Source organism: Mucilaginibacter sp. P2_A5, assembly GCF_056404995.1.
On record NZ_JBFUCY010000009.1, the window covers coordinates 1 to 19392 of the forward strand.

Consider the following 19392-nt stretch of genomic DNA (forward strand, 5'->3'; position numbering starts at 1 on the left):
AAAATATCCGGAAAATATCCGGCGACATTGGGCGATAGAAAACAAGCTGCATTGGACGCTTGACGTTGTCTTTCACGAAGATGCCGACAGAAAAAGGAACAAACACGCAGCCCAAAACTTTTCCCTGATCAATAAGGTAGCTTTAAATATACTTAAAAATGATCAAACGAAGAACATCAGTATCCGAAGAAAAAAGAACATTGCCGCATGGGATCTTAAATATTTACTTATGCTACTGAAATTTTAATGCGTTTGCCCTGGGATTAACAGGATTTTTTTCTGAACTCGGATTAAGCAGATTTTTCGGATTATTTGGATTTGATTTGGAATCCAATCCTGTCAATCCCCTTAATCCCCGAAATTGTGGTTCATACCAAAAGCATCTTCAAATTCTCAAATCTTCAAATTCTCAAATTAATCTTCTTCCGCTTCACCAGCGTACAACTCATCAATTTCTGCGGCGTACTTTTTCTCAATAACTTTGCGTTTGGCTTTCATGGTTGGGGTTATTTCGCCTTCTTCCATGCTGAAAGGGTTACGCTTTACTTTGAATGATTTGATGCGTTCAAACTTGGCCAGCTCGTTGCTGAATTTGCGAATATCCTGGCTTATCCAGTCCACAATTTCCTGATCATCGATAAATACTTCGGGACGTTCAAAAAAATCGTTCTGGAGGCCGAATTGTTCCTGCAGGCCTTCTTTGCCAGGCACTATGATAGCGGCAATGTATTCGCGTTTATCGCCCACTAAAAACACCTGCTCAATTTTAGGGCTCTTCAGGTAGGTATTCTCTACCGGGGTAGGGTATATGTTTTTACCGTAGGCGTTTACCAGCATGTTTTTAAGCCTGTCGGTAATTTGCAGGTTACCACGGAAGAACCTGCCGATATCACCGGTATGAAACCAGTTATCCGTGTCGATAACTGTCGCTGTTTCTTCGGGTTTGTTCCAGTAGCCTTTCATTACGCAATGGCCGCGTACAATAATCTCGCCTTCTTCGGTTTGCGTGTCCTCCTTAAAATTATTGTGGGTTTGTACAGAGTAGATTTCTTTAGTTTCTACATTTTGAATAGCTACTTCTATACCCGGAATAATGCGTCCCACGGTGCCATAAATAACCCTGTGCCTTTCGGTTACGGCCATTACAGGCGATGTTTCGGTTAATCCAAAACCTTCCAGTATCACAATACCCAGGTCGCCAAAAAATTCACCGATGTTTTTGGGCAAAGCCCCTCCGCCCGATACCATAAACTGTAACCGGCCGCCGGTTTTTTCCTTAATCTTGCTGAATACCAATTTTTCTGCAATATTATGCTGAGCTTTTAGCAGCAGGCCTGGCGATTTGCCGGCTTCCTGCACGTGGCGTACTTTTTTGCCAATTTCAAATGCCCATAAAAAAATCTTTGTTTTAATGCCACCCGCTGATGTTCCGCTTTTGATAGCCCTGTCATGAATGCGTTCCAATAGTCGCGGTACGCAGCATAATATGGTTGGCTTAATTTCGCCCATGTTTTTGGCCAACAACTCCAAACTTTGGGCAAAGGCAATTTGTGACCCTTTTAAAATAGCGATATGATAAATAGTACGCTCAAATACATGCGACAACGGCAGGAACGAAAGGAATCGATCATCCTTGGTTACATACGGAATCTGGATAACGCTGTTCAGTGCGTTTTGAGTAAGGTTATAATGTGTGAGCATAACGCCCTTTGGGATGCCTGTTGTGCCGGATGTGTAAATCAGGCAGGATAGGTCGGTTGGTAAAATGGCCTCGCGCGCCGCGTTAATGGCATGGCGGAATTGTTCAACCAAAACCAAACCCTCTTTGATTACCTCGTCGAAACCAATAACGCCGGCGTTAAGTTTATGCTTATCACTATGCTTTTCAAAATCATCAAAAGCAGGTATAATGCGGATGAGTTCGGGGCAGTTGTTGGCTATTTTAAGCACCTTGCGGAAAAGGAAGGGGTTGCCCACGATGATGGTTTTAGCGCCGGAATCGTTTAGGATATACTCAATCTCGTTTTCGGTAAGGGTAGGATATATCGAAGCATTAACCGCGCCTATCTGTTGCAGGGCCTGGTCGTAATAAACATAATTTGGTCCGTTCTCGATAATGAGCGAAAGCCGGTCGCCCTTTCGGATACCAAGGCCCAGTAACCAGGCCGATATAGCATCAATCTTTTCGATGGCCTCGTGGTAGCTAATCTCCACCCAGGCATCTTTAACCTTATGGATTAAAAAAGTATGATTTTCGGGATGGATATTGGCAACCGTGTTGCGGATAAACGACGGAACGGTTGTAAGTTGATTAGCCTGGCTCATTAAGTGATGAATTGGTTCTGTTCAAACATCAAACTTATGTTTTTTACCGAGAAAATGCAACGGTACTTTATGGTTTAATGGTTTGCATGGTTTCGGTTAAAAAAACATAAGCCTCCTCGATGGGTACAACTGTACGCGCAACTTTATTGATGTCTTTTCCTTCCGTAGTCCACAGATAAGGGTAGAAGTTAAAAGCCTGATCACCGTTTACTTTTTTTAAATCTTCCTGCCATTCTTTCCATCGCAGGCCGTCGTAAAACTGGTTCATATCACCGTACCAGCAAAAGCTCAAAAATTCGGTATACCCTATGTGTAGTGCTTCCCACTTTAAGCGCTCAGGTGCCAGGTAATAAATTTTACCCAAATCGGTACCAAATTTGCCACCGTTAATAGCAAAAAGCCCTCCGTCGGCATCATCTGCTATTAGCAAAAATGGCGGCTGTTCGCCCAACTCATTAAAGCTTTTACCTTTATTCCAGCCAGGCAAGCTTCGTTTTAATTTTTCGCTGCCAGATCCTAATATGCGGATCCAGCCATTGTCAACCAATATCCCACCAGTAAAATAAATAACCGCGCCCATGTAGGAGTGAGTGGTTACCTGTGTTTGATACAATGCATCTTTGCCCTTGGATGCAGGCAAAATTTCGATTTTGTTTTTTGCTGTTTTGATATCTTCTAAAAGCAGGGGCCAGGCAGATGTATCATTGGTTAATTCGTCAACAGACCGCAACTTTAATTGAGCGACTGCCGGAAGAGTAAAAGCAAAAAGAAAAAGGATTAGGATTTGTTTTTTCATCTTAAGTAATAGCCAAAAGTAAACAAATGGCTAAAATAACTTATTAAATATGTGTTAGCCCTAAATTATTGTGGTAAAAAAAGCCGCCGCCATTTTTTATGTCTCAATTGTTTGAACATCACCCAGAGGTGCATCCTTCATGATGCTTATGCTTTGATTTGCGCCTACGGCCAGATGCACTGCTTACCTTGAATCTATAGGTCTTTGATGTCATTTGCCACCATATTAATGCTATCGCCCAGCTGATGCCCGCCGCTTTCAATTTCGCGAAAAGTGGCTGCCGGGAGTTTTTGCATGTACATTTCGAGGTGATTAAATGGGACCTCTTCATCGTCGCGGCAATGGTAAAAGAAGAAAAGGCTGCCTTGGGGAAGGTTTTCTGCAAAACCTTCCTGAAGTTTTAATCCTTGTTTCCATTCCTCTCTGCCGCTCCAAAATGGCGTAGCTAAGAGGAAAATGCCGGCTAAATTTTTGGATACTTTATTTTCAGACAGGTATTTTAGCAGCAATGATGCGCCAAGCGAATGGGCTGCCAAAATAATACCGTCGGCAGTCTTATCAATTTCGTCTCCTATTTGCTTCAGCCAACCAAAATCGGGGCAGTATCGTCGGTTTGCATCCGGGGATAGTTGAGCTCGTAATTTGCTCCTAAAGCCTTTTGTAGCGAGCCTGCCAGCTTCGCATCGGCCTCATAGCCATCATCACCTCCGCCCTGGATAAAAAGCACTTGTTTTTTATCAGCCGGCTGCATTTATTTTGCTTCTAAAAACTCATTAATCAACGCCACAAATAACTCCGGTACTTTACTATCCGGGTTTGGCGTCATAACCTCGCCCATAAAAGCGCCGTGGCTGCCGGGCATTATGGTCAGCCGGCCGTGTGGCAATAACCGCGACAATTCTATGGCATGCTCGGGCGTTATCACATCCTGATCGCTCACGATGACCAGGGTAGGGGCCTGGATGGCTTTGATATCGTCGGTGTTCCAATCCTTAAAGGTCTGCATCCGTTTGGCATCTTTATCCTGCATGTTGAGCAGGCCCGCTTGCGTATTGCCCGGTATGCCCAGGTAAACGTCTTTATAAATCTGCGGCATTGAAGAGATATCTGCTTTGCTTATAAAATCCCAAAACCACGGAAACGTCCCGGCGCGTTTATAAAGTGCCGAAATGGCAACCAGTTTATGTACCAATTCGGGATACCTGATAGCCAATTGCAGGGTAGTGCTGCCGCCGTTGCTAAAACCCATAACATCGGCACCTTTAATATTTAATTGTTTTAGTAGTTCGGCTACATCATCGGCATCCTGCTCAAAAGTTTCGGGAATGTCCCTTGCCGATGTACGCCCGTGATTTTGCAGATCGACGGCAATAACCATATGGGTTTTGGCCAGTTGGGGCATAATTTTACCAAACGACGTATGCATGGTTGAGCCACCGCCGTGGATTAATACCAGTGGCTGGCCTGTGCCATGAATTTCGTAATACATTTTTATGCCGTTTACCTGGGCATATTTACCGGCATCCTGTGCCTGGGTGGTGTTGGCTGTTGTCATAAGTATGAGTATAAAAGTAATAATCTTGATATATTGTATTGGCAAAAGTTTCATAATTCAAATTTAACGTGAAGGACTAATGGGGCAAATAGCAGTATGCGACAAAGTTTAGGGCAGTTTACGACAGGTTATAAATCGTTTCAGCAAACCAAGGGTAACAATTCACTTACAATGCACCAGGGGTGGTAAAATAAGGGTGTATTTATTACACAGTGATTTGCTAAATCGTTAATATTGTTCAACCAATTAGCCAACCGGTACTTTTTTGCCCTTACATAATACAATTTTACCGCAGGCCCGACCCCGGCTTTTCATCTGCTCTTATTGTAACTACCAGTGGGCTTATTGGGATAAAATGTACATCAACTAAATCTCTCAAATAATGTCATTAAAATTAAAACTCACCTGTATTTTATTGATAGGGCTCAGTTTTGGGCTGTATTCGTTTAAAAAGCCTGTGCCGCGGCAGCATGTGCTGGTTTTTTCAAAAACATTGGGCTGGCATCATTCCTGCATCCCGTTTGGTATAGCTGCTATCCAGAAGTTGGGTAAAGAAAACAATTTCGATGTTGATACCACAATCAACGCTGAAGCTTTTACCGATGAAAATCTTAAGAAATATGATGCTGTAATATTTCAATGCACTACCGGTAATGTACTTAATGCAACACAGCAGGCGGCATTTGAGCGGTACATCCAGGCGGGCGGGGGCTACGCGGGTTTTCACTCGGCAGCCGATACGGAATATGATTGGCCATGGTATGGTAAACTGGTAGGGGCTTATTTTTCAAGCCACCCTAATAATTCCAACATTCGTAAAGCTACCGTTGATGTCACCGATCGCGCAAACCCAATTACCGCCGGTTTGCCCGCCCGCTGGGAACGTACCGACGAATGGTACAACTACAAATCCATTTACAGCGGCATACATGTTTTGGCCAGTCTTGACGAGAATACATATGATGGCGGTACCAACGGTGCAAACCATCCTATTACCTGGTTTCATGAGTTTGATGGCGGCCGCTCTTTTTACACCGGCTGCGGCCACACCGACGAGAGTTATAGCGATCCGTTGTTTTTAAGCCAGATGCTTGGCGGCATTAAATATGCCATGGGCAATGGCAAGCCTTTGGATTACAGTAAATCGTACGCCAAAGTATCGCCCGATCAAACCCGCTTCCTGAAAACTGTATTGGTCAGTAATATTGCCTCGCCAATGGAACTGGCTACGGCTAAAGATGGCCGGGTATTTTTTACGCAATTGATGGGTAATTTTTCCGTGTACGATACCCGTACCAACAAGTATAAGATAATTCATAAATTCCCCATTACCTATGAGGGTGGTACAGGAGTTATCGGTTTAACGCTCGACCCCAAATTTGAAAGTAACCAGTTTGTTTATATTTATTATATGCCTGCCGGACAAACTATCGAGCCGCTGAACTTCCAGCTATCGAGGTTTAAACTCAGCCCGGCAAATGTGCTTGACTTGAAATCTGAAAAGATCCTGCTAAAAGTGCCCGTACAAAAGGTGAGCGGCGCACACCATGGCGGCTCATTGGCATGGGATAAAGCAGGGAATTTATACCTGTCGACCGGCGACAGCTCCAGTCCCTTCCCTTCAGATGGTTACGCGCCGATAGACGAACGGCCCGGAACAGAACATTACAGCCTTGACGCGCAACGCAGCGCGGGCAATACTAATGATCTTAAAGGCAAAATATTGCGTATCCATCCCGAGAGTGATGGTACCTATACTATCCCGGAAGGAAATCTTTTCCCCAAAGGTATGGCCAAAACCAGGCCCGAAATTTATGTGATGGGTTGTCGTAACCCATACCGTATCGCGGTAAATCCTAACACGTCGGTTTTATACTGGGGCGAGATTGGGCCCGATGCCGGTAAAGATTCGCCCCGCGGCCCACGGGGGTATGACGAATTTAACCAGGCCCGTAAGGCAGGTAACTTTGGCTGGCCATATTTTGTGGGTAATAATTTTGCCTATCCGCACTGGGATTTTACAACCAACACGCCGGGGCCAATGTTTGATGCTAAACTACCTGTAAATAACTCACCTAACAATACGGGCTTAAATGAACTGCCACCGGCAACGCCTGCAATGATCTGGTACCCATATGCAGCATCGGACGAGTTTCCGGAATTAGGGTTAGGCGGACGTTGCGCTATCGGGGGCGATTTTTATGAATACAATGCGAATGTTAAAAACCGCAATAAGTTCCCTGATTATTATGACGGTAAATTATTTGTGGCCGATTGGATGCGTAACTGGGTAGTAAGCCTGACGTTTGATGAAAACGAAAACTACGTGCGCAACGAAGCCTTTATGCCTGCCAATGGCGATTTCAGGAGGCCGATTGACATGCAGTTTGGCCCGGATGGCGCTTTATATATGCTGGAGTATGGATCGGTGTACGGGGCGCAAAATGAAGATGCCCGCCTGGTGAAAATAGAATACAACACCGGTAACCGCGCGCCAATTGCCAAAGCGGGTATTACCGATACCATTATGCAAGCCTACTACCAGCATACCAAATACCTAACTGCCGAGTTGAAAGAAATGCCCGTAAAAAAAGAGATATCCGGGCAGGCACCGCTTACGGTAGGCTTTAACAGCCAAAACAGTAAAGATTTGGATGATGATGATAAAATAACCTACCAATGGCTGTTTGATGGTAAAACGGTGGGCGCTGCCACAACTTCGGCAAGTTATACCTACGCTAAACCTGGCGTTTACAAGGCTATTTTAAAAGTGACCGATAAAGCCGGCACTACAGGCCGCGATACCATTATGGTGAGGGTGGGCAATACCCGGCCGGTAGTTACCATTGCCGGCACCAGCAACAAATCATTCATCCAAAAAGGGCAGCCCTTTAAATACCATGTGGTGGTGAAGGATAAAGAGGATGGCAAAATAGACCCGAAACGGATAAAGTTATTTTACATTTATAACCCGCAGCCATCAGCAGATGGTAAAACGGTGCAAAGTTTGGCTGCTTTATCGGCCAATGAGATCAGCTATCCCGGCAAGGCTTTGATGGCCGGCAGCGATTGTAAATCATGTCATTTGGTTAACAAAGTAGCTGTGGGGCCAAGCTTTATAGCTATAGCCAACAGGTATAAAACACAAAAAGGATCAGTTGATAAGCTATCAAAAAAAATCATAGCCGGTGGCGCAGGGAGCTGGGGAACCGAGCATGTAATGAGCGCCCACCCTCAGCTTTCGGCAGCTGATACCAAAGAAATAGTGAAATACATATTTTCATTAACCGATAGAAAAAGTAAAGCAACGCCTTTACCGCTTACAGGTAGCCTGAACCTGAAATTTAGCGATGCCGAACCACGCGGGCAGTATACGTTGCTGGCTTCATACACCGATAAAGGCGGTAAAGTGGTTGGCCCGCTTACCGGTACCGATGTGGTAACTTTACGCAACGCTGATGTGAAAGCCGTTTATGCCGATGAGTTGAAGGGTTTCAATCGTTTTAAAGACGATTTGTCCATGGGTAACCATAAATCGTTTGTGCTATTCAGGGATGTCGATCTCACCAATATCAAAAAACTGAGCTTCCGGTATGCCTCTAAAGGTATTGATGGCGAGATTGAAGTACGTATGGACTCACAGGCAGGCCCTGTTATTTGTTCTGTAGTTTACAGCGATAGCGGCAGTTGGGACAAGCTGGCCTGGCTAAGTGGCGATGTACAAAAAACGGTAACCGGCAAACATAATGTATTTGTTTTTGCTATTAAACGTACCAAACCAAACGAGGGCATCCTTAAATTAAGCGATATTCGCTTCGATCAATAATTTATAACATATAGAACACCACATATGAAAACATCATCAGTTATAATAAACGCCTGCGTAGGTTTAGGCTTATTAACCTCCAATGCTTTTGCCCAAAGCGGCAAACCAGTTTTTGTTGGCAAAATAGGTGTACAAGCCTATACCTTCCGCAGTAGTATGCCCAGGGCTACCATAGCAGTGCTGGATACCATTAAATCAATGGGTATAACCGAACTGGAAGGTCAGGAGCCCAAGGGCCTGCCGCCCGAAGAGTTCAGGAAGCTGTGTAACGAGCGTGGCATAACCATCCCATCCATAGGCGCCGGTTATGATGATATTGTGCGCAGCCCGGGTGACGTAGTTAAACAAGCCAAAATACTGGGTGCCAAATATGTAATGGTGGCCTGGATACCTCACGGTAAAGAATTTACTCTTGACGATGCAAAAAAGGCGGTGAAGGATTTTAATACAGTAGGGCAGATTTTGGCCGAAGCAGGTTTAACTTTTTGCTACCATAACCATGGTTACGAGTTTGGCCCTTATGAGGATGGTACATTGTTCGACTACATCGCTAAAAACACCAATCCCAAATATGTGTCATTTGAGATAGATCTGTTGTGGTCGTTTCATGGCGGCCAGGACCCGGTTAAACTTATCGAAAAATATCCAACCCGCATCAAGTTGATGCACCTGAAAGATATCCGCAAAGGCGTAGCCAACGACCTTACCGGCGGCACCGATACCAAAAACGACGTAGCCCTGGGCACCGGGCAAATTGATATCCCGGCGGTGCTTAAAGCCGCAAGGAAAGCCGGCGTAAGACATTATTTTATTGAGGACGAAAGCCCATCGTACGTTATGCAAATCCCCCTTACTATTGAATATATCAAAGGCTTAAAATATTAGGCTATGGCCGAAAGCTTGAACAGGCAGCATATTTTGAAAATGATCGGTTTAACAACATACCGCCGCCGTGTTAAGCGGCGGGGATTTCGTTATACATTGTAATACGGTTCTTACAAAAAGAATAATATTTTATGCAGTATTTCTTCGATATTTGATTTTTGCGGTACTACAAGCCGCCGTTTAAAACCAATTTACATCTACACCGAAAAAGCAGTAAATCTAACATCATGGAAAACTCTCGTCGTACATTTATAAAACAGGCCGCGATAGCCGGGGCAGGTGCTTTGGTCACTAAAAATGCATGGAGTGCAAAAAGCTATAAACGCATTATTGGTGCTAATGACCGGGTTAGGGTTGGCGTTGTCGGCTTTTCCGACAGGCATAAAAGTTCGCATATTCCCAGCTTTATGAACCATTGTAAAGAGCTTAATTTCGAAGTGGTTGGCGTATCCGACATCTGGAAAAACCGCCGCGAAGAAGGTGCCGCCACATGGAAAGAAAAAATGCAGAATGATGTAAAGGCGTACCGCAATAACGAGGAGTTGTACGATAGTAAAACGGTAGACGCGGTATTCATCAGCACGGCCGATTTTCAGCATGCGCGCCATGCCATTGAGGCTGTTAAAGCAGGCTGTGACGCCTATGTGGAAAAACCATTTGCCGAAACCATGGAGGATAACCGCGCCGCGCTTAAAGCCGTTAAGGAATCTGGAAAAATAGTGCAGATAGGATCGCAGCGCAGGAGCGGGGATAATTACCATGCTGCCAATGATTTTATACGCTCGGGAAAGTTTGGACCTATTACCATGGTCGAGCTTACCTGGAACGTTAACCAGCCAGGCCGCTGGCGCCGGCCCGAATTGCTTAGTAAGTTAAAAGAGGAAGACACCGACTGGAAGCGTTTTATCATGAACCGGCCGTATGAAGCTTTCGACCCGCGCAAATATTTGGAATATCGTTTGTTTTGGCCATACTCCTCCGGATTGCCCGGCCAGTGGATGAGCCACCAGATTGATACGGTACATTGGTTTACCGGATTGAAGCACCCGCGCAGCGTTGTTGCCAACGGAGGTATTTATATGTGGAAAGATGGCCGCCGCAACTGGGATACCATTTTGGCAGCCTTTGACTATGGCCCGCTGGATGATCCGTCGACCGGTTTCCAGGTTACTTTTGGCTCGCGCATGCATAATGGAGATGAACACCCGGCCGAGATCTACTATTCTAACGGGGGCGAACTAAACCTGATCACCAATAAAGTGTCGCCAAATGGCGGGCTCACAGAAAAAATGGCTGCCGCTATGGGCATGAAAGCCAACCTGCTGCCCGAGATTGGCCTGGCAAATACACAGCAGGTTGTAGCATCGGCCAACACTGGCGGCGATGTGCTTACGTCAAACCATGTACGCAACTGGATGGAATGCATACGCAGCCGCAAACAACCCAATGCACCAGTGGAAGCGGGGTACAGTCATTCTATCGCCAATATCATGACCAATGCGGCGGTACACACCGGTGTTAAGGCAACGTTTGATGAAAGCACCCAGGAAGTAATGGCAAATGGTAAAGTTTTTAAATATTGATAAGTAATGATGATAAATACTTTAAAAAAAACAGGGTTAATGATAGCCTCAATAGCTTTTGCCACAGGCGTAGCCGCCCAAAAAAGCGAACCTGTAAAGGTTGTAGAGTCAAAAAAGGAACGCAGGGTAGATGTGTTTATTGGCGGTAAGCCGTTTACAAGTTTCCTGTACCCGGATAGCCTGGAGAAACCGGTTTTATATCCTTTACGTACAGCCAATGGTATTGTTGTTACCCGTGGTTTTCCACTTGATCCAAAACCCGGAGACCCAACCGACCATCCACATCACATTGGCCTTTGGTTTAATTTTGAAAACCTGAACGGGCTGGACTTTTGGAATAACTCCTACGCCATTCATAAAGAGAAAAAGAATTTATACGGCTGGATCCGTACCGACAAGGTGTTGGAAACCAAAAGCGGTACAACCGGCGTATTGACATACCATGCAAACTGGACTAACCAGCAAAAAGATGTTATTTTAGAAGAAACCACCCGTTTTGAATTCAGCGGTACAGCCAACCAACGCATTATCGACCGTATTACTACATTAAAGGCCGCCGTGGATGCAACTTTTACAGATGCCAAAGACGGCCTGCTTGGCCTGCGCCTGGCACATGACCTGCAAATGCCCGCCACTGAAGATCAAAAATTTACCGACGACAAAGGCAACGTAACCATAGTTAAAGCCGGCACCGATAAAGTGGCCAATGGTAATTACCTAACAAGCGCCGGCAAAACCGGTAACGATGCGTGGAGCAGTCGCGGTGCATGGTGCAAGGTTTACGGTAAAATGGGCGCCGATTCGGTAAGCATTGCGATTATAGATCATCCTCAAAACCCTAATTATCCTACATTTTGGCATGCCAGGGGATATGGTTTGTTTGCAGCTAACCCTTTAGGCGAGAAGATTTTTACTAATGGTAAATCAGCGAAGAACTTGCATTTGAATAAGGGAGAGTCGGTGACTTTCCGTTTTCGTGTAGTTATCAGTAATGGCGGGCAAACTATCAATAGTTTGGAATTAAATAAAGTGGCGACCGAATTTAGTAAGGAATAACCATTCGCATTGGAATTTCAATTAATCAAATATATGTGAGCATTAACCTGTTATTTGGGACAAGACGGATGTTTTGACGCAGGTATGTTTGTTTTTCAAAACGTTTGATGTGTACTTGACAATCTTTTTTCAAGAAGATTTATACTCAAAATCGCTTTTGTTTGGAGTTTTTTCTTTAATGAAATAATCAGTTATAGAATAAGCTAAGACATCATTAATAGTTTGTAAAGTAATGCGGGCGGGATCGCAAAGACATGTAAATGTTTATTAGTTTACAGCTAATCTGATAACGTGGAAATTAAATAAAATAGAAATGAGGTCGGAGCTAACAACTTATGAGGATTGGATTCGGCTGTTAGCGCTTGCTAATACTGGTGATAACATCGCTCAATATGAAGTCGCGGTACATTACGATAGCGGGTTAGTTGTAAATGGTATTAAAATTGTCGATGAAAGTCAACCAATGGCTTTTAAATGGTACTACACCGCTTATGAAAATGGTAATGTTGAGGCAAGTATCCGTATTGCGGATTTTTTAATTGAAGGGATTCATTGTAAACAAAACATTGAATTAGCCATTGAACTTTATAGAAAAGGAATTGATAACGGCTACGGTATAGCGGCAAATAATTTGGCCACATTTTATAGGGATAAGCAAGATTATAAAGAAGCGTTTGAACTTTATAAAATTGCACAGCATCTTTATAATTCAGATTCACTGCCTTTGGCGTTGTGCTATTATTTTGGTATTGGAACAGTAAAAGACTTGAAGTTGGCTTTTGAGATATTTAAGAATATTTCGAATGACAAATCGAAAGCCGGAAATTATCAATATGATATTGATGAGGCAAACTATTTTTTAGGAAGAATATACTTAGATGGAGAAATAGTTGAAAAATCAATCACTAAGGCACGCGCTTTTTTACAGCTTGCCGATGCAGATGATGATCATCGTTCGGCACGGGAACTTTTAATGATCATTGGTAAAAATGATTAAATTACCTTAGGTCATCATCTCCAATAATTTACTTAAAATCCCACCATATTTTGGTCCTGAGCGGATCGCCCAAAGTATAAGGCTCACCGATACGCGGAACGTTTACCTCAACCCCCAGCTTTTCAGCAGCCGGCAGCAGCTTTTCTATAGGTTCGTTCCAGGGATGATCAGATTCTACAAACTTACCCCAGTGGATAGGCTGTATCAAACAAGCCTGCAGGTCAACAGCAGCCTGGGCGGTTTGTCCAAACCATAGATGTGTCCATGGCCAATTCGGGCTGTACTGTCCGCATTCCAGCAGCGCCAGGTCGAAGGGGCCATATTGTTGACCTATTTGTTTAAAGAGGGGCCCATAACCACTATCGCCACTGTAAAACAGCCGGTAATGCCCTGCCTGTATCACGTATGATGCCCAAAGTGTTTTATTTTCCTGAGAATAAGTACGGTTGCTGCGGTGCTGCGCCGGGGTGGCGGTAACCTGGAGGCCACCAGGCAGCGTCACCGATTGGCCCCAATTTAATTCGATAATCTTTTTACGATCAAATCCCCAGTACACCAAATCCGAACCTACACCCATCGGCACTACTGCCATTTTAATATCGTCTTTCAATTTTTTGAGAGTGCGATAGTCCAGGTGGTCATAGTGGTCATGGGAAATGATGAGCACATCAATTGGCGGCATATCCTCCGCATGGTAATTCATAGTGCCTTCAAATGCTTTCATCACCCCAGGCACCGGCCCGGCATGGTTGCTAAAAATAGGATCGATGAGTACATTACCCTGCCCGGTTTTGATGAGCAAAGAGGAATGCCCGAACCATACAACAGTAGGTGCAGGAGAGGCCAGCGTATTCAAATCAGTTTTAATCCAGGGCAGTGCGTGGGAGGGGCGGATGGTTTTAGGGCGGCTGTGGAGAAAAAGAAATTTACGCTTGACGGTCGAGTCTGAACGCTCGGCTAAATTTTCGAAACTTCCATTTTTGTAATTAGACAAAGCATTCAACCGGGTAAGTTCTTCTCCCTCCGGACTTTTACCCATCGACTTTACCAAACCACAGCCCACGATTGTCATTAGCAACAGCGCAGCTATCCCAATCCCCACACATCCGAATTTCATATCCCAAAAGTACAAATAAATACTTAATGTAAGCAATTGCCCGCAGCAGGCAATCACCCGGGAAGCAACATTTGAAGCTTTTATGTATTCCTGTTAATGCAGGTATTTATCGGGGAGGGGTTAAATATTTTTGCGGCGTGCAACACAGATGCTAAGAAAAACCGGCAAATTGCTTTGCGGCCTGGTGATCTTTGTACGGGATCTAACAGTATAATATTAAATGGATAGATAGTGCCCTGTTTAAATGATAAATAGTGAAGTTTTAAAGTAATTGTCTGTGTAAATATGGCATGGTAAACTTTTTAAGCAAAGTGTTGTTGTAAATGCTATGCTGCTTATAAATAATTATAACCGGCTATTAAACATTTACAGATATGAAAATTTATCATCTATTACCATTGGTGCTCATCGTAGCAACGGTAACCCAAAGTTGCGTCAGCAACAGAAAATACAAGGAATTACAGGGCAATTACACACAATTGCAAAATAGCACACAAGACCTGAGCGTAAAATATCAAAGAAGCGAGCAGGCGCTTGCCGTTTCAAACGGGAGGATTGCCAGCCTGGAAGAGCAACTAACTTCCGAACGGTCAAATAACGCATCCTTAAAAGACGCCTTGAGCAAATGTTTGGCAGGCAATAACCAGGGCGGCGCAAATATTGCAAAACTGGTTGACGAGATTAACGCCTCTAACAAATACATTCAATACCTGGTAGCTACCAAAAACAAAAGCGATTCGCTTAATATGGTGTTAACCAATAACCTCACCCGCTCATTAAGCAGGGAAGAGGCACAGGGAGTTGATGTACAAGTGCTTAAGGGGGTAGTGTATATCTCGCTGTCTGATAATATGTTATACAAATCAGGCAGTTATGAAATTTCAGACAAAGCAGGAACTGCTTTGGCCAAAATTGCTAAAATCATTACCGACTACTCAACCTATGATGTATTGATTGAAGGTAACACCGATAATGTACCAATCAAGCAAACCAACATCCGTAATAACTGGGATTTGAGCACGCTAAGGGCTTCATCGGTAGTACAAGCCTTGCAGAATACTTATAACGTCGACCCTAAACGCTTAACTGCAGGTGGCCGCGGCGAGTATAATCCAATTGCCGATAATGCCACACCGGCAGGTAAAAGCCAAAACAGGCGTACCCAGATTATCATCACACCAAAACTAGATCAGTTTATGGATTTGATAGGTAAAGCACCGGATACCACCCCGGTTAAACAATAAAAAAGAGTCAAGAGATTAGAATTAAGATTTAAGAGGAAAAACGGGCTTAGCATTAGTGTTAGGCTCGTTTTTTTGTGCGTTAATTACTGTAGTTGAAATGTTACCAATGGCCCGGAAATCAAATTGCAGATTACGATTGAAATTAATAACTTTAATTTCTTAATTAACCAATTAGTAGACTGATGTTCCGGAAGTTGTATTTAGTGTGGCTTGTAATAGCCGCCGGTGTTTTGTATACCCTGCATGCCTGCAATCGTGCTGGTAAAACAGATGCGGAGCAAATGCCCGATACCATTAGCTACAACTTCAATATCCGCCCTATATTATCTGATAAATGTTTTAAATGCCACGGCCCCGACGCGGCGCACCGCCAGGCCGATTTAAGGCTTGATATTCCCGAAAGCGCATTTAAAGCGCTGAAAGATAACTCAGCAGCCCATGCGCTTGTAGCAGGCGATCCAATGATGTCTGAAGTTTATCGCCGTATATCAACCAAAGATACTTCTGAACAAATGCCGCCGCCGTCATCCAACCTCAAAAAATTAACCCCTTTTGAAGTTGACCTGATTAAGAAATGGATTAAACAAGGTGCCAGGTATGAAAAGCATTGGGCTTTTGTGCCGCCCCGTTCGTATGCTGTTCCGCAGGTGCAAAATACTGCCTGGCCGAAAAATCCGATAGATAATTTTGTGCTTCAAAAAATGGAGCAAAAAGGCTTTGAGCCTAACCCTGAAGCCGATAAAGAACGTTTGCTAAAACGCGTATCGCTTGATTTGACAGGCTTGCCACCAACATTGCAAATGATGGACAGCTTTTTGGCCGATAACAGTGCCAACGCTTACCAAAAGGTAGTCGACCAGTTAATAGCAAGCCCGCAGTATGGCGAAAAAATGACCCTGCATTGGCTGGATGTTGCCCGCTACGCCGATTCGCACGGTTACCAGGACGATAACTACCGCAGCCAGTGGCCCTGGCGAGATTGGGTAATTCATGCCTTCAACGAAAACCTGCCTTACGATAAATTCATTACCTGGCAAATAGCCGGCGACGAGCTACCTAATGCCACCACCGAGCAATTGCTGGCAACAGGTTTTAACCGCAACCACAAAATTACCGAGGAGGGTGGTGTAATTGACGAAGAATACCGGGTAAGCTACGTAACCGACCGCATCAACACATTCGGCAAAGCCTTGCTTGGGGTTACTTTAGAATGTGCCCATTGCCACGATCATAAATACGACCCGTTTTCGCAAAAGGACTATTACCAAATGTTTGCCTTTTTCAATAACGTAAAAGAAGTAGGTCTTGAGTCGGTTGTGGGCGGGCCCGAAACTTATGCCAAACGACCGCTAATGCAGATTAGCAACGACGAAATTAAAAAGGTGATGAAATTTATCAATAAGCAGGATACAGATAAGCTCATTGTATCTATCATGACCGATAGTGATAAAGTACGGCCCACCTATATCCTCAAACGGGGTAATTACGATGCCCATGGTGATGTTGTTGAGCCGGGTACACCTAAAGCCATACTACCATTTGCAGCCAGCTATCCAAAAAATCGCATGGGACTGGCCGAATGGCTCTTTAATAAAAACAACCCGCTTGCGGCAAGGGTATTTGTAAACCAGGTTTGGCAGGAGTTTTTTGGCAAAGGCATTGTAAAAAGTTCGGGCGATTTTGGAATGCAGGGCGATTTGCCGTCGCACCCCGAATTATTGGATTGGCTTGCTGTTGATTTCAGGGATCATGGCTGGGATATCAAACGGCTGGTAAAACAAATTGTTATGTCGGCTACCTACCGGCAATCAGCAGTGATAAATCCCGAAAAGTTAAAGGACGATCCTGAAAATACCTGGCTGGCGCGCGGCCCCCGTAGCCGCTTGCCTGCCGAGTTTGTGCGCGATTTGGTTTTGGCCAGCAGTGGTTTACTTAACCAGACCGTTGGCGGCCCAAGTGTTAACCCGTACCAGCCGCCGGGCTTGTGGGAAAACGCGACATCGGGCCGCGGGCAGTTGGCCAGCTATAAGCAGGTACATGGCCCCAACCTCTACCGCAGGGGTATGTATACACTCATCAAACGCACTGTGCCGCCGGCCTCGCTGGGTATTTTTGATGCCAGCAACCGCGATCAATGTGAGGTAAAACGCCTGCGCACCAACACGCCCTTACAGGCTTTGGTGATGCTCAATGACCCTACGGTGCTGGAGGCGGCCCGTGTTTTAGCCGCAAAGTTATTGCAGGATAACAGTCGCCCGCAGGATAAAATAACCAAAGCTTTCCGGTTGATTATGTGCCGTCATCCACAGGAAAAAGAATTGGCCATACTTACAGCCTACTACAACGATGAACTGAAGGGGATGAATAAGGCCGATGCCCAAAAGCTGTTAAGCGTTGGCGAATACCCGATACCTGCCAACCTTGATAAAGTAACGTTGGCAGCCATGATGAAAGTGGTTGATGCTATGTACAATGTAGAAGAAGCGATAACAAAAACCTGATATGGAAAAAGATTTTTTAGAGAGCAGGCTCAATATTAACCGGCGCAAGTTTCTCTCCAGGTTAAGCCTGGGGATAGGTAGTGTTGCGTTAGGATCATTACTTATTCCCGATCTTTTTAGTGGCAGCGGTGCCGATGCCGAAGCTGATTTTGTGCCGGGTATCCCCAACTTTGCACCCAAAGCAAAAAGGGTGATCTATCTTTTCCAGGATGGCGCCCCTTCACAACTGGAATCCTTTGATTACAAGCCCAAATTACGCGAGATGATGGGGCAGGAGCTGCCTGCTTCGGTACGGGGCAACCAGATACTTACCGGGATGACGGCTAAGCAGGCCTCGTTCCCGCTGGTGGGTTCATTTTACGATTTTAAACAGTACGGCGAATCGGGGGCATGGGTAAGCGACCTGTTCCCCTATATAGGCAAAATTGCCGATGATATCTGTATCATCCGTTCAATGAACACCGATGCCATAAACCACGATCCTGCGCTTACTTTTTTCCAGACGGGTGCGCAGCAGGGTAACCGCCCAAGTATGGGATCATGGGTAAGCTATGGCCTTGGCAGCGAGAATAAAAACCTGCCTGCCTTTACGGTCTTACTATCCAAGGGAAAAGGCAACGGACAAGGGGTTTACTCCAAATTGTGGAGTAATGGCTTTTTAGATTCCATTCACCAGGGGGTACAATTCAGCAGCGGTGAAAACCCTATATTGTACCTGAACGATCCCGAAGGGTTAAACCGGCACGAACGCCGCAAAATGCTGGACAACCTGGCCGCTTTAAATGATATCAACTATAAACAGTTCGGCGATCCGGAGATAAACACCAAGATACAGCAGTACGAAATGGCTTACCGTATGCAAACTGCCGTGCCCGAAATTATGGATGTATCCAAAGAATCAGACGACATCGTGAAGATGTACGGCCCCGAATGTTTAATTCCCGGAACTTACGCGGCCAATTGTTTGCTGGCCAGGAAGCTATCAGAAAACGGCGTTCGCTTTGTGCAGCTTTACCACCAGGGGTGGGATCAGCATAGTAACCTGCCACAGGAAATGGCCGGGCAGGCTAAGGATGTGGATCAGGCTTCGGCCGCTTTGGTTACCGATTTAAAACAACGCGGCCTGCTGGATGAAACCCTGGTGATATGGGGCGGCGAATTTGGCCGTACCAATTACAGCCAGGGTAAGTTAGAGAAAGCAAACTACGGGCGCGACCATCACCCGCGCTGCTTTAGTGTGTGGATGGCCGGCGGTGGTATTAAACCGGGCATGGTTTATGGCGAATCGGACGATTTTGGGTATAACATTGTTAAAGATCCTGTGCATGTGCATGATTTTCATGCTACCATGCTCAACCAGTTAGGTATCGATCATAAAAAGCTTACGTTTAAAAGCTTAGGCCGGAGGTACAGGCTGACGGATGTGGCCGGAAATGTGGTAAAGGGCATTATCACTTAATACAATTTGGGTCTTTAGCAGGATTTGAAGAAAATGTAGTCAGAATAA

The 19392-nt window shown here is 44.9% G+C and carries 15 protein-coding genes; 9 read left to right on the forward strand and 6 right to left on the reverse strand.

Going from position 1 to position 19392, the window contains the following annotated elements; all coding sequences use genetic code 11:
- A partial coding sequence (locus tag AC1DXF_RS09370) for a transposase (protein ID WP_477448047.1) occupies positions 1-247 on the forward strand: 247 nt, incomplete at its 5' end.
- A 167-nt stretch (positions 248-414) separates the two neighbouring features.
- Here AC1DXF_RS09370 and AC1DXF_RS09375 read toward each other — a convergent pair.
- The 5 genes from AC1DXF_RS09375 to AC1DXF_RS09395 form a co-directional block, all read right to left on the reverse strand.
- The gene (locus AC1DXF_RS09375) at positions 415-2325 is read right to left on the reverse strand and encodes an AMP-dependent synthetase/ligase (protein WP_477448048.1); all 1911 of its coding nucleotides are present in this window, start codon (positions 2323-2325) and stop codon (positions 415-417) included.
- A gap of 67 nt (positions 2326-2392) precedes the next feature.
- The gene (locus AC1DXF_RS09380; RefSeq protein WP_477448049.1) at positions 2393-3121 is read right to left on the reverse strand and encodes a DUF2625 domain-containing protein; all 729 of its coding nucleotides are present in this window, start codon (positions 3119-3121) and stop codon (positions 2393-2395) included.
- Positions 3122-3315: 194 nt separating this feature from the next.
- Positions 3316-3657, reverse strand: a complete 342-nt coding sequence (locus AC1DXF_RS09385) for an RBBP9/YdeN family alpha/beta hydrolase (RefSeq protein WP_477448050.1) — start codon at positions 3655-3657, stop codon at positions 3316-3318.
- Between the two features lie 44 nt (positions 3658-3701).
- Positions 3702-3872 carry a hypothetical protein gene (locus AC1DXF_RS09390; protein WP_477448051.1) on the reverse strand — a complete coding sequence of 57 codons (171 nt, stop codon included), beginning with the start codon at positions 3870-3872 and terminating at the stop codon, positions 3702-3704.
- Positions 3873-4676 carry an alpha/beta fold hydrolase gene (locus AC1DXF_RS09395; protein WP_477448052.1) on the reverse strand — a complete coding sequence of 268 codons (804 nt, stop codon included), beginning with the start codon at positions 4674-4676 and terminating at the stop codon, positions 3873-3875.
- Between the two features lie 382 nt (positions 4677-5058).
- On the opposite strand from AC1DXF_RS09395, the gene AC1DXF_RS09400 reads away from it, so the two are divergent.
- From AC1DXF_RS09400 to AC1DXF_RS09420, 5 genes are all read left to right on the forward strand, one after another.
- Positions 5059-8502, forward strand: a complete 3444-nt coding sequence (locus AC1DXF_RS09400; protein WP_477448053.1) for a ThuA domain-containing protein — start codon at positions 5059-5061, stop codon at positions 8500-8502.
- A gap of 24 nt (positions 8503-8526) precedes the next feature.
- On the forward strand, positions 8527-9387 hold the full coding sequence (locus tag AC1DXF_RS09405) for a sugar phosphate isomerase/epimerase family protein (RefSeq protein ID WP_477448054.1): 861 nt from the start codon (positions 8527-8529) through the stop codon (positions 9385-9387).
- A gap of 227 nt (positions 9388-9614) precedes the next feature.
- A complete protein-coding gene (locus AC1DXF_RS09410; protein WP_477448055.1) occupies positions 9615-10970 on the forward strand; it encodes a Gfo/Idh/MocA family protein in 1356 nt (451 codons plus the stop codon).
- Positions 10971-10976: 6 nt separating this feature from the next.
- Positions 10977-12026: a DUF6807 domain-containing protein gene (locus AC1DXF_RS09415; protein ID WP_477448056.1), complete on the forward strand. Its 1050-nt coding sequence runs from the start codon at positions 10977-10979 to the stop codon at positions 12024-12026.
- A gap of 313 nt (positions 12027-12339) precedes the next feature.
- Positions 12340-13023: a tetratricopeptide repeat protein gene (locus tag AC1DXF_RS09420; RefSeq protein WP_477448057.1), complete on the forward strand. Its 684-nt coding sequence runs from the start codon at positions 12340-12342 to the stop codon at positions 13021-13023.
- Between the two features lie 28 nt (positions 13024-13051).
- Here AC1DXF_RS09420 and AC1DXF_RS09425 read toward each other — a convergent pair whose 3' ends face one another.
- Positions 13052-14140, reverse strand: coding sequence for an MBL fold metallo-hydrolase (locus AC1DXF_RS09425; protein ID WP_477448058.1), 1089 nt, complete (start codon positions 14138-14140; stop codon positions 13052-13054).
- 374 nt (positions 14141-14514) lie between these two features.
- Between AC1DXF_RS09425 and AC1DXF_RS09430 the strand changes: the two genes are divergently transcribed.
- The 3 genes from AC1DXF_RS09430 to AC1DXF_RS09440 all read left to right on the forward strand — a co-directional run bounded on the left by AC1DXF_RS09430 (position 14515) and on the right by AC1DXF_RS09440 (position 19344).
- Positions 14515-15384: an OmpA/MotB family protein gene (locus tag AC1DXF_RS09430; RefSeq protein WP_477448059.1), complete on the forward strand. Its 870-nt coding sequence runs from the start codon at positions 14515-14517 to the stop codon at positions 15382-15384.
- Positions 15385-15566: 182 nt separating this feature from the next.
- Positions 15567-17885, forward strand: coding sequence for a PSD1 and planctomycete cytochrome C domain-containing protein (locus tag AC1DXF_RS09435; protein ID WP_477448060.1), 2319 nt, complete (start codon positions 15567-15569; stop codon positions 17883-17885).
- A gap of 1 nt (position 17886) precedes the next feature.
- The gene (locus tag AC1DXF_RS09440) at positions 17887-19344 is read left to right on the forward strand and encodes a DUF1501 domain-containing protein (RefSeq protein ID WP_477448061.1); all 1458 of its coding nucleotides are present in this window, start codon (positions 17887-17889) and stop codon (positions 19342-19344) included.
- The last annotated feature ends 48 nt before the right edge of the window (positions 19345-19392 follow it).

Bases quoted from the DNA above. Each gene is read 5' to 3' on its own strand.
- AC1DXF_RS09375 (WP_477448048.1), bottom strand. From the start codon at position 2,325: ATGAGCCAGGCTAATCAACTTACAACCGTTCCGTCGTTTATCCGCAAC.
- AC1DXF_RS09380 (WP_477448049.1), bottom strand. From the start codon at position 3,121: ATGAAAAAACAAATCCTAATCCTTTTTCTTTTTGCTTTTACTCTTCCG.
- AC1DXF_RS09390 (WP_477448051.1), bottom strand. From the start codon at position 3,872: ATGCAGCCGGCTGATAAAAAACAAGTGCTTTTTATCCAGGGCGGAGGT.
- AC1DXF_RS09395 (WP_477448052.1), bottom strand. From the start codon at position 4,676: ATGACAACAGCCAACACCACCCAGGCACAGGATGCCGGTAAATATGCC.
- AC1DXF_RS09400 (WP_477448053.1), top strand. From the start codon at position 5,059: ATGTCATTAAAATTAAAACTCACCTGTATTTTATTGATAGGGCTCAGT.
- AC1DXF_RS09405 (WP_477448054.1), top strand. From the start codon at position 8,527: ATGAAAACATCATCAGTTATAATAAACGCCTGCGTAGGTTTAGGCTTA.
- AC1DXF_RS09410 (WP_477448055.1), top strand. From the start codon at position 9,615: ATGGAAAACTCTCGTCGTACATTTATAAAACAGGCCGCGATAGCCGGG.
- AC1DXF_RS09415 (WP_477448056.1), top strand. From the start codon at position 10,977: ATGATGATAAATACTTTAAAAAAAACAGGGTTAATGATAGCCTCAATA.
- AC1DXF_RS09420 (WP_477448057.1), top strand. From the start codon at position 12,340: ATGAGGTCGGAGCTAACAACTTATGAGGATTGGATTCGGCTGTTAGCG.
- AC1DXF_RS09425 (WP_477448058.1), bottom strand. From the start codon at position 14,140: ATGAAATTCGGATGTGTGGGGATTGGGATAGCTGCGCTGTTGCTAATG.
- AC1DXF_RS09430 (WP_477448059.1), top strand. From the start codon at position 14,515: ATGAAAATTTATCATCTATTACCATTGGTGCTCATCGTAGCAACGGTA.
- AC1DXF_RS09435 (WP_477448060.1), top strand. From the start codon at position 15,567: ATGTTCCGGAAGTTGTATTTAGTGTGGCTTGTAATAGCCGCCGGTGTT.
- AC1DXF_RS09440 (WP_477448061.1), top strand. From the start codon at position 17,887: ATGGAAAAAGATTTTTTAGAGAGCAGGCTCAATATTAACCGGCGCAAG.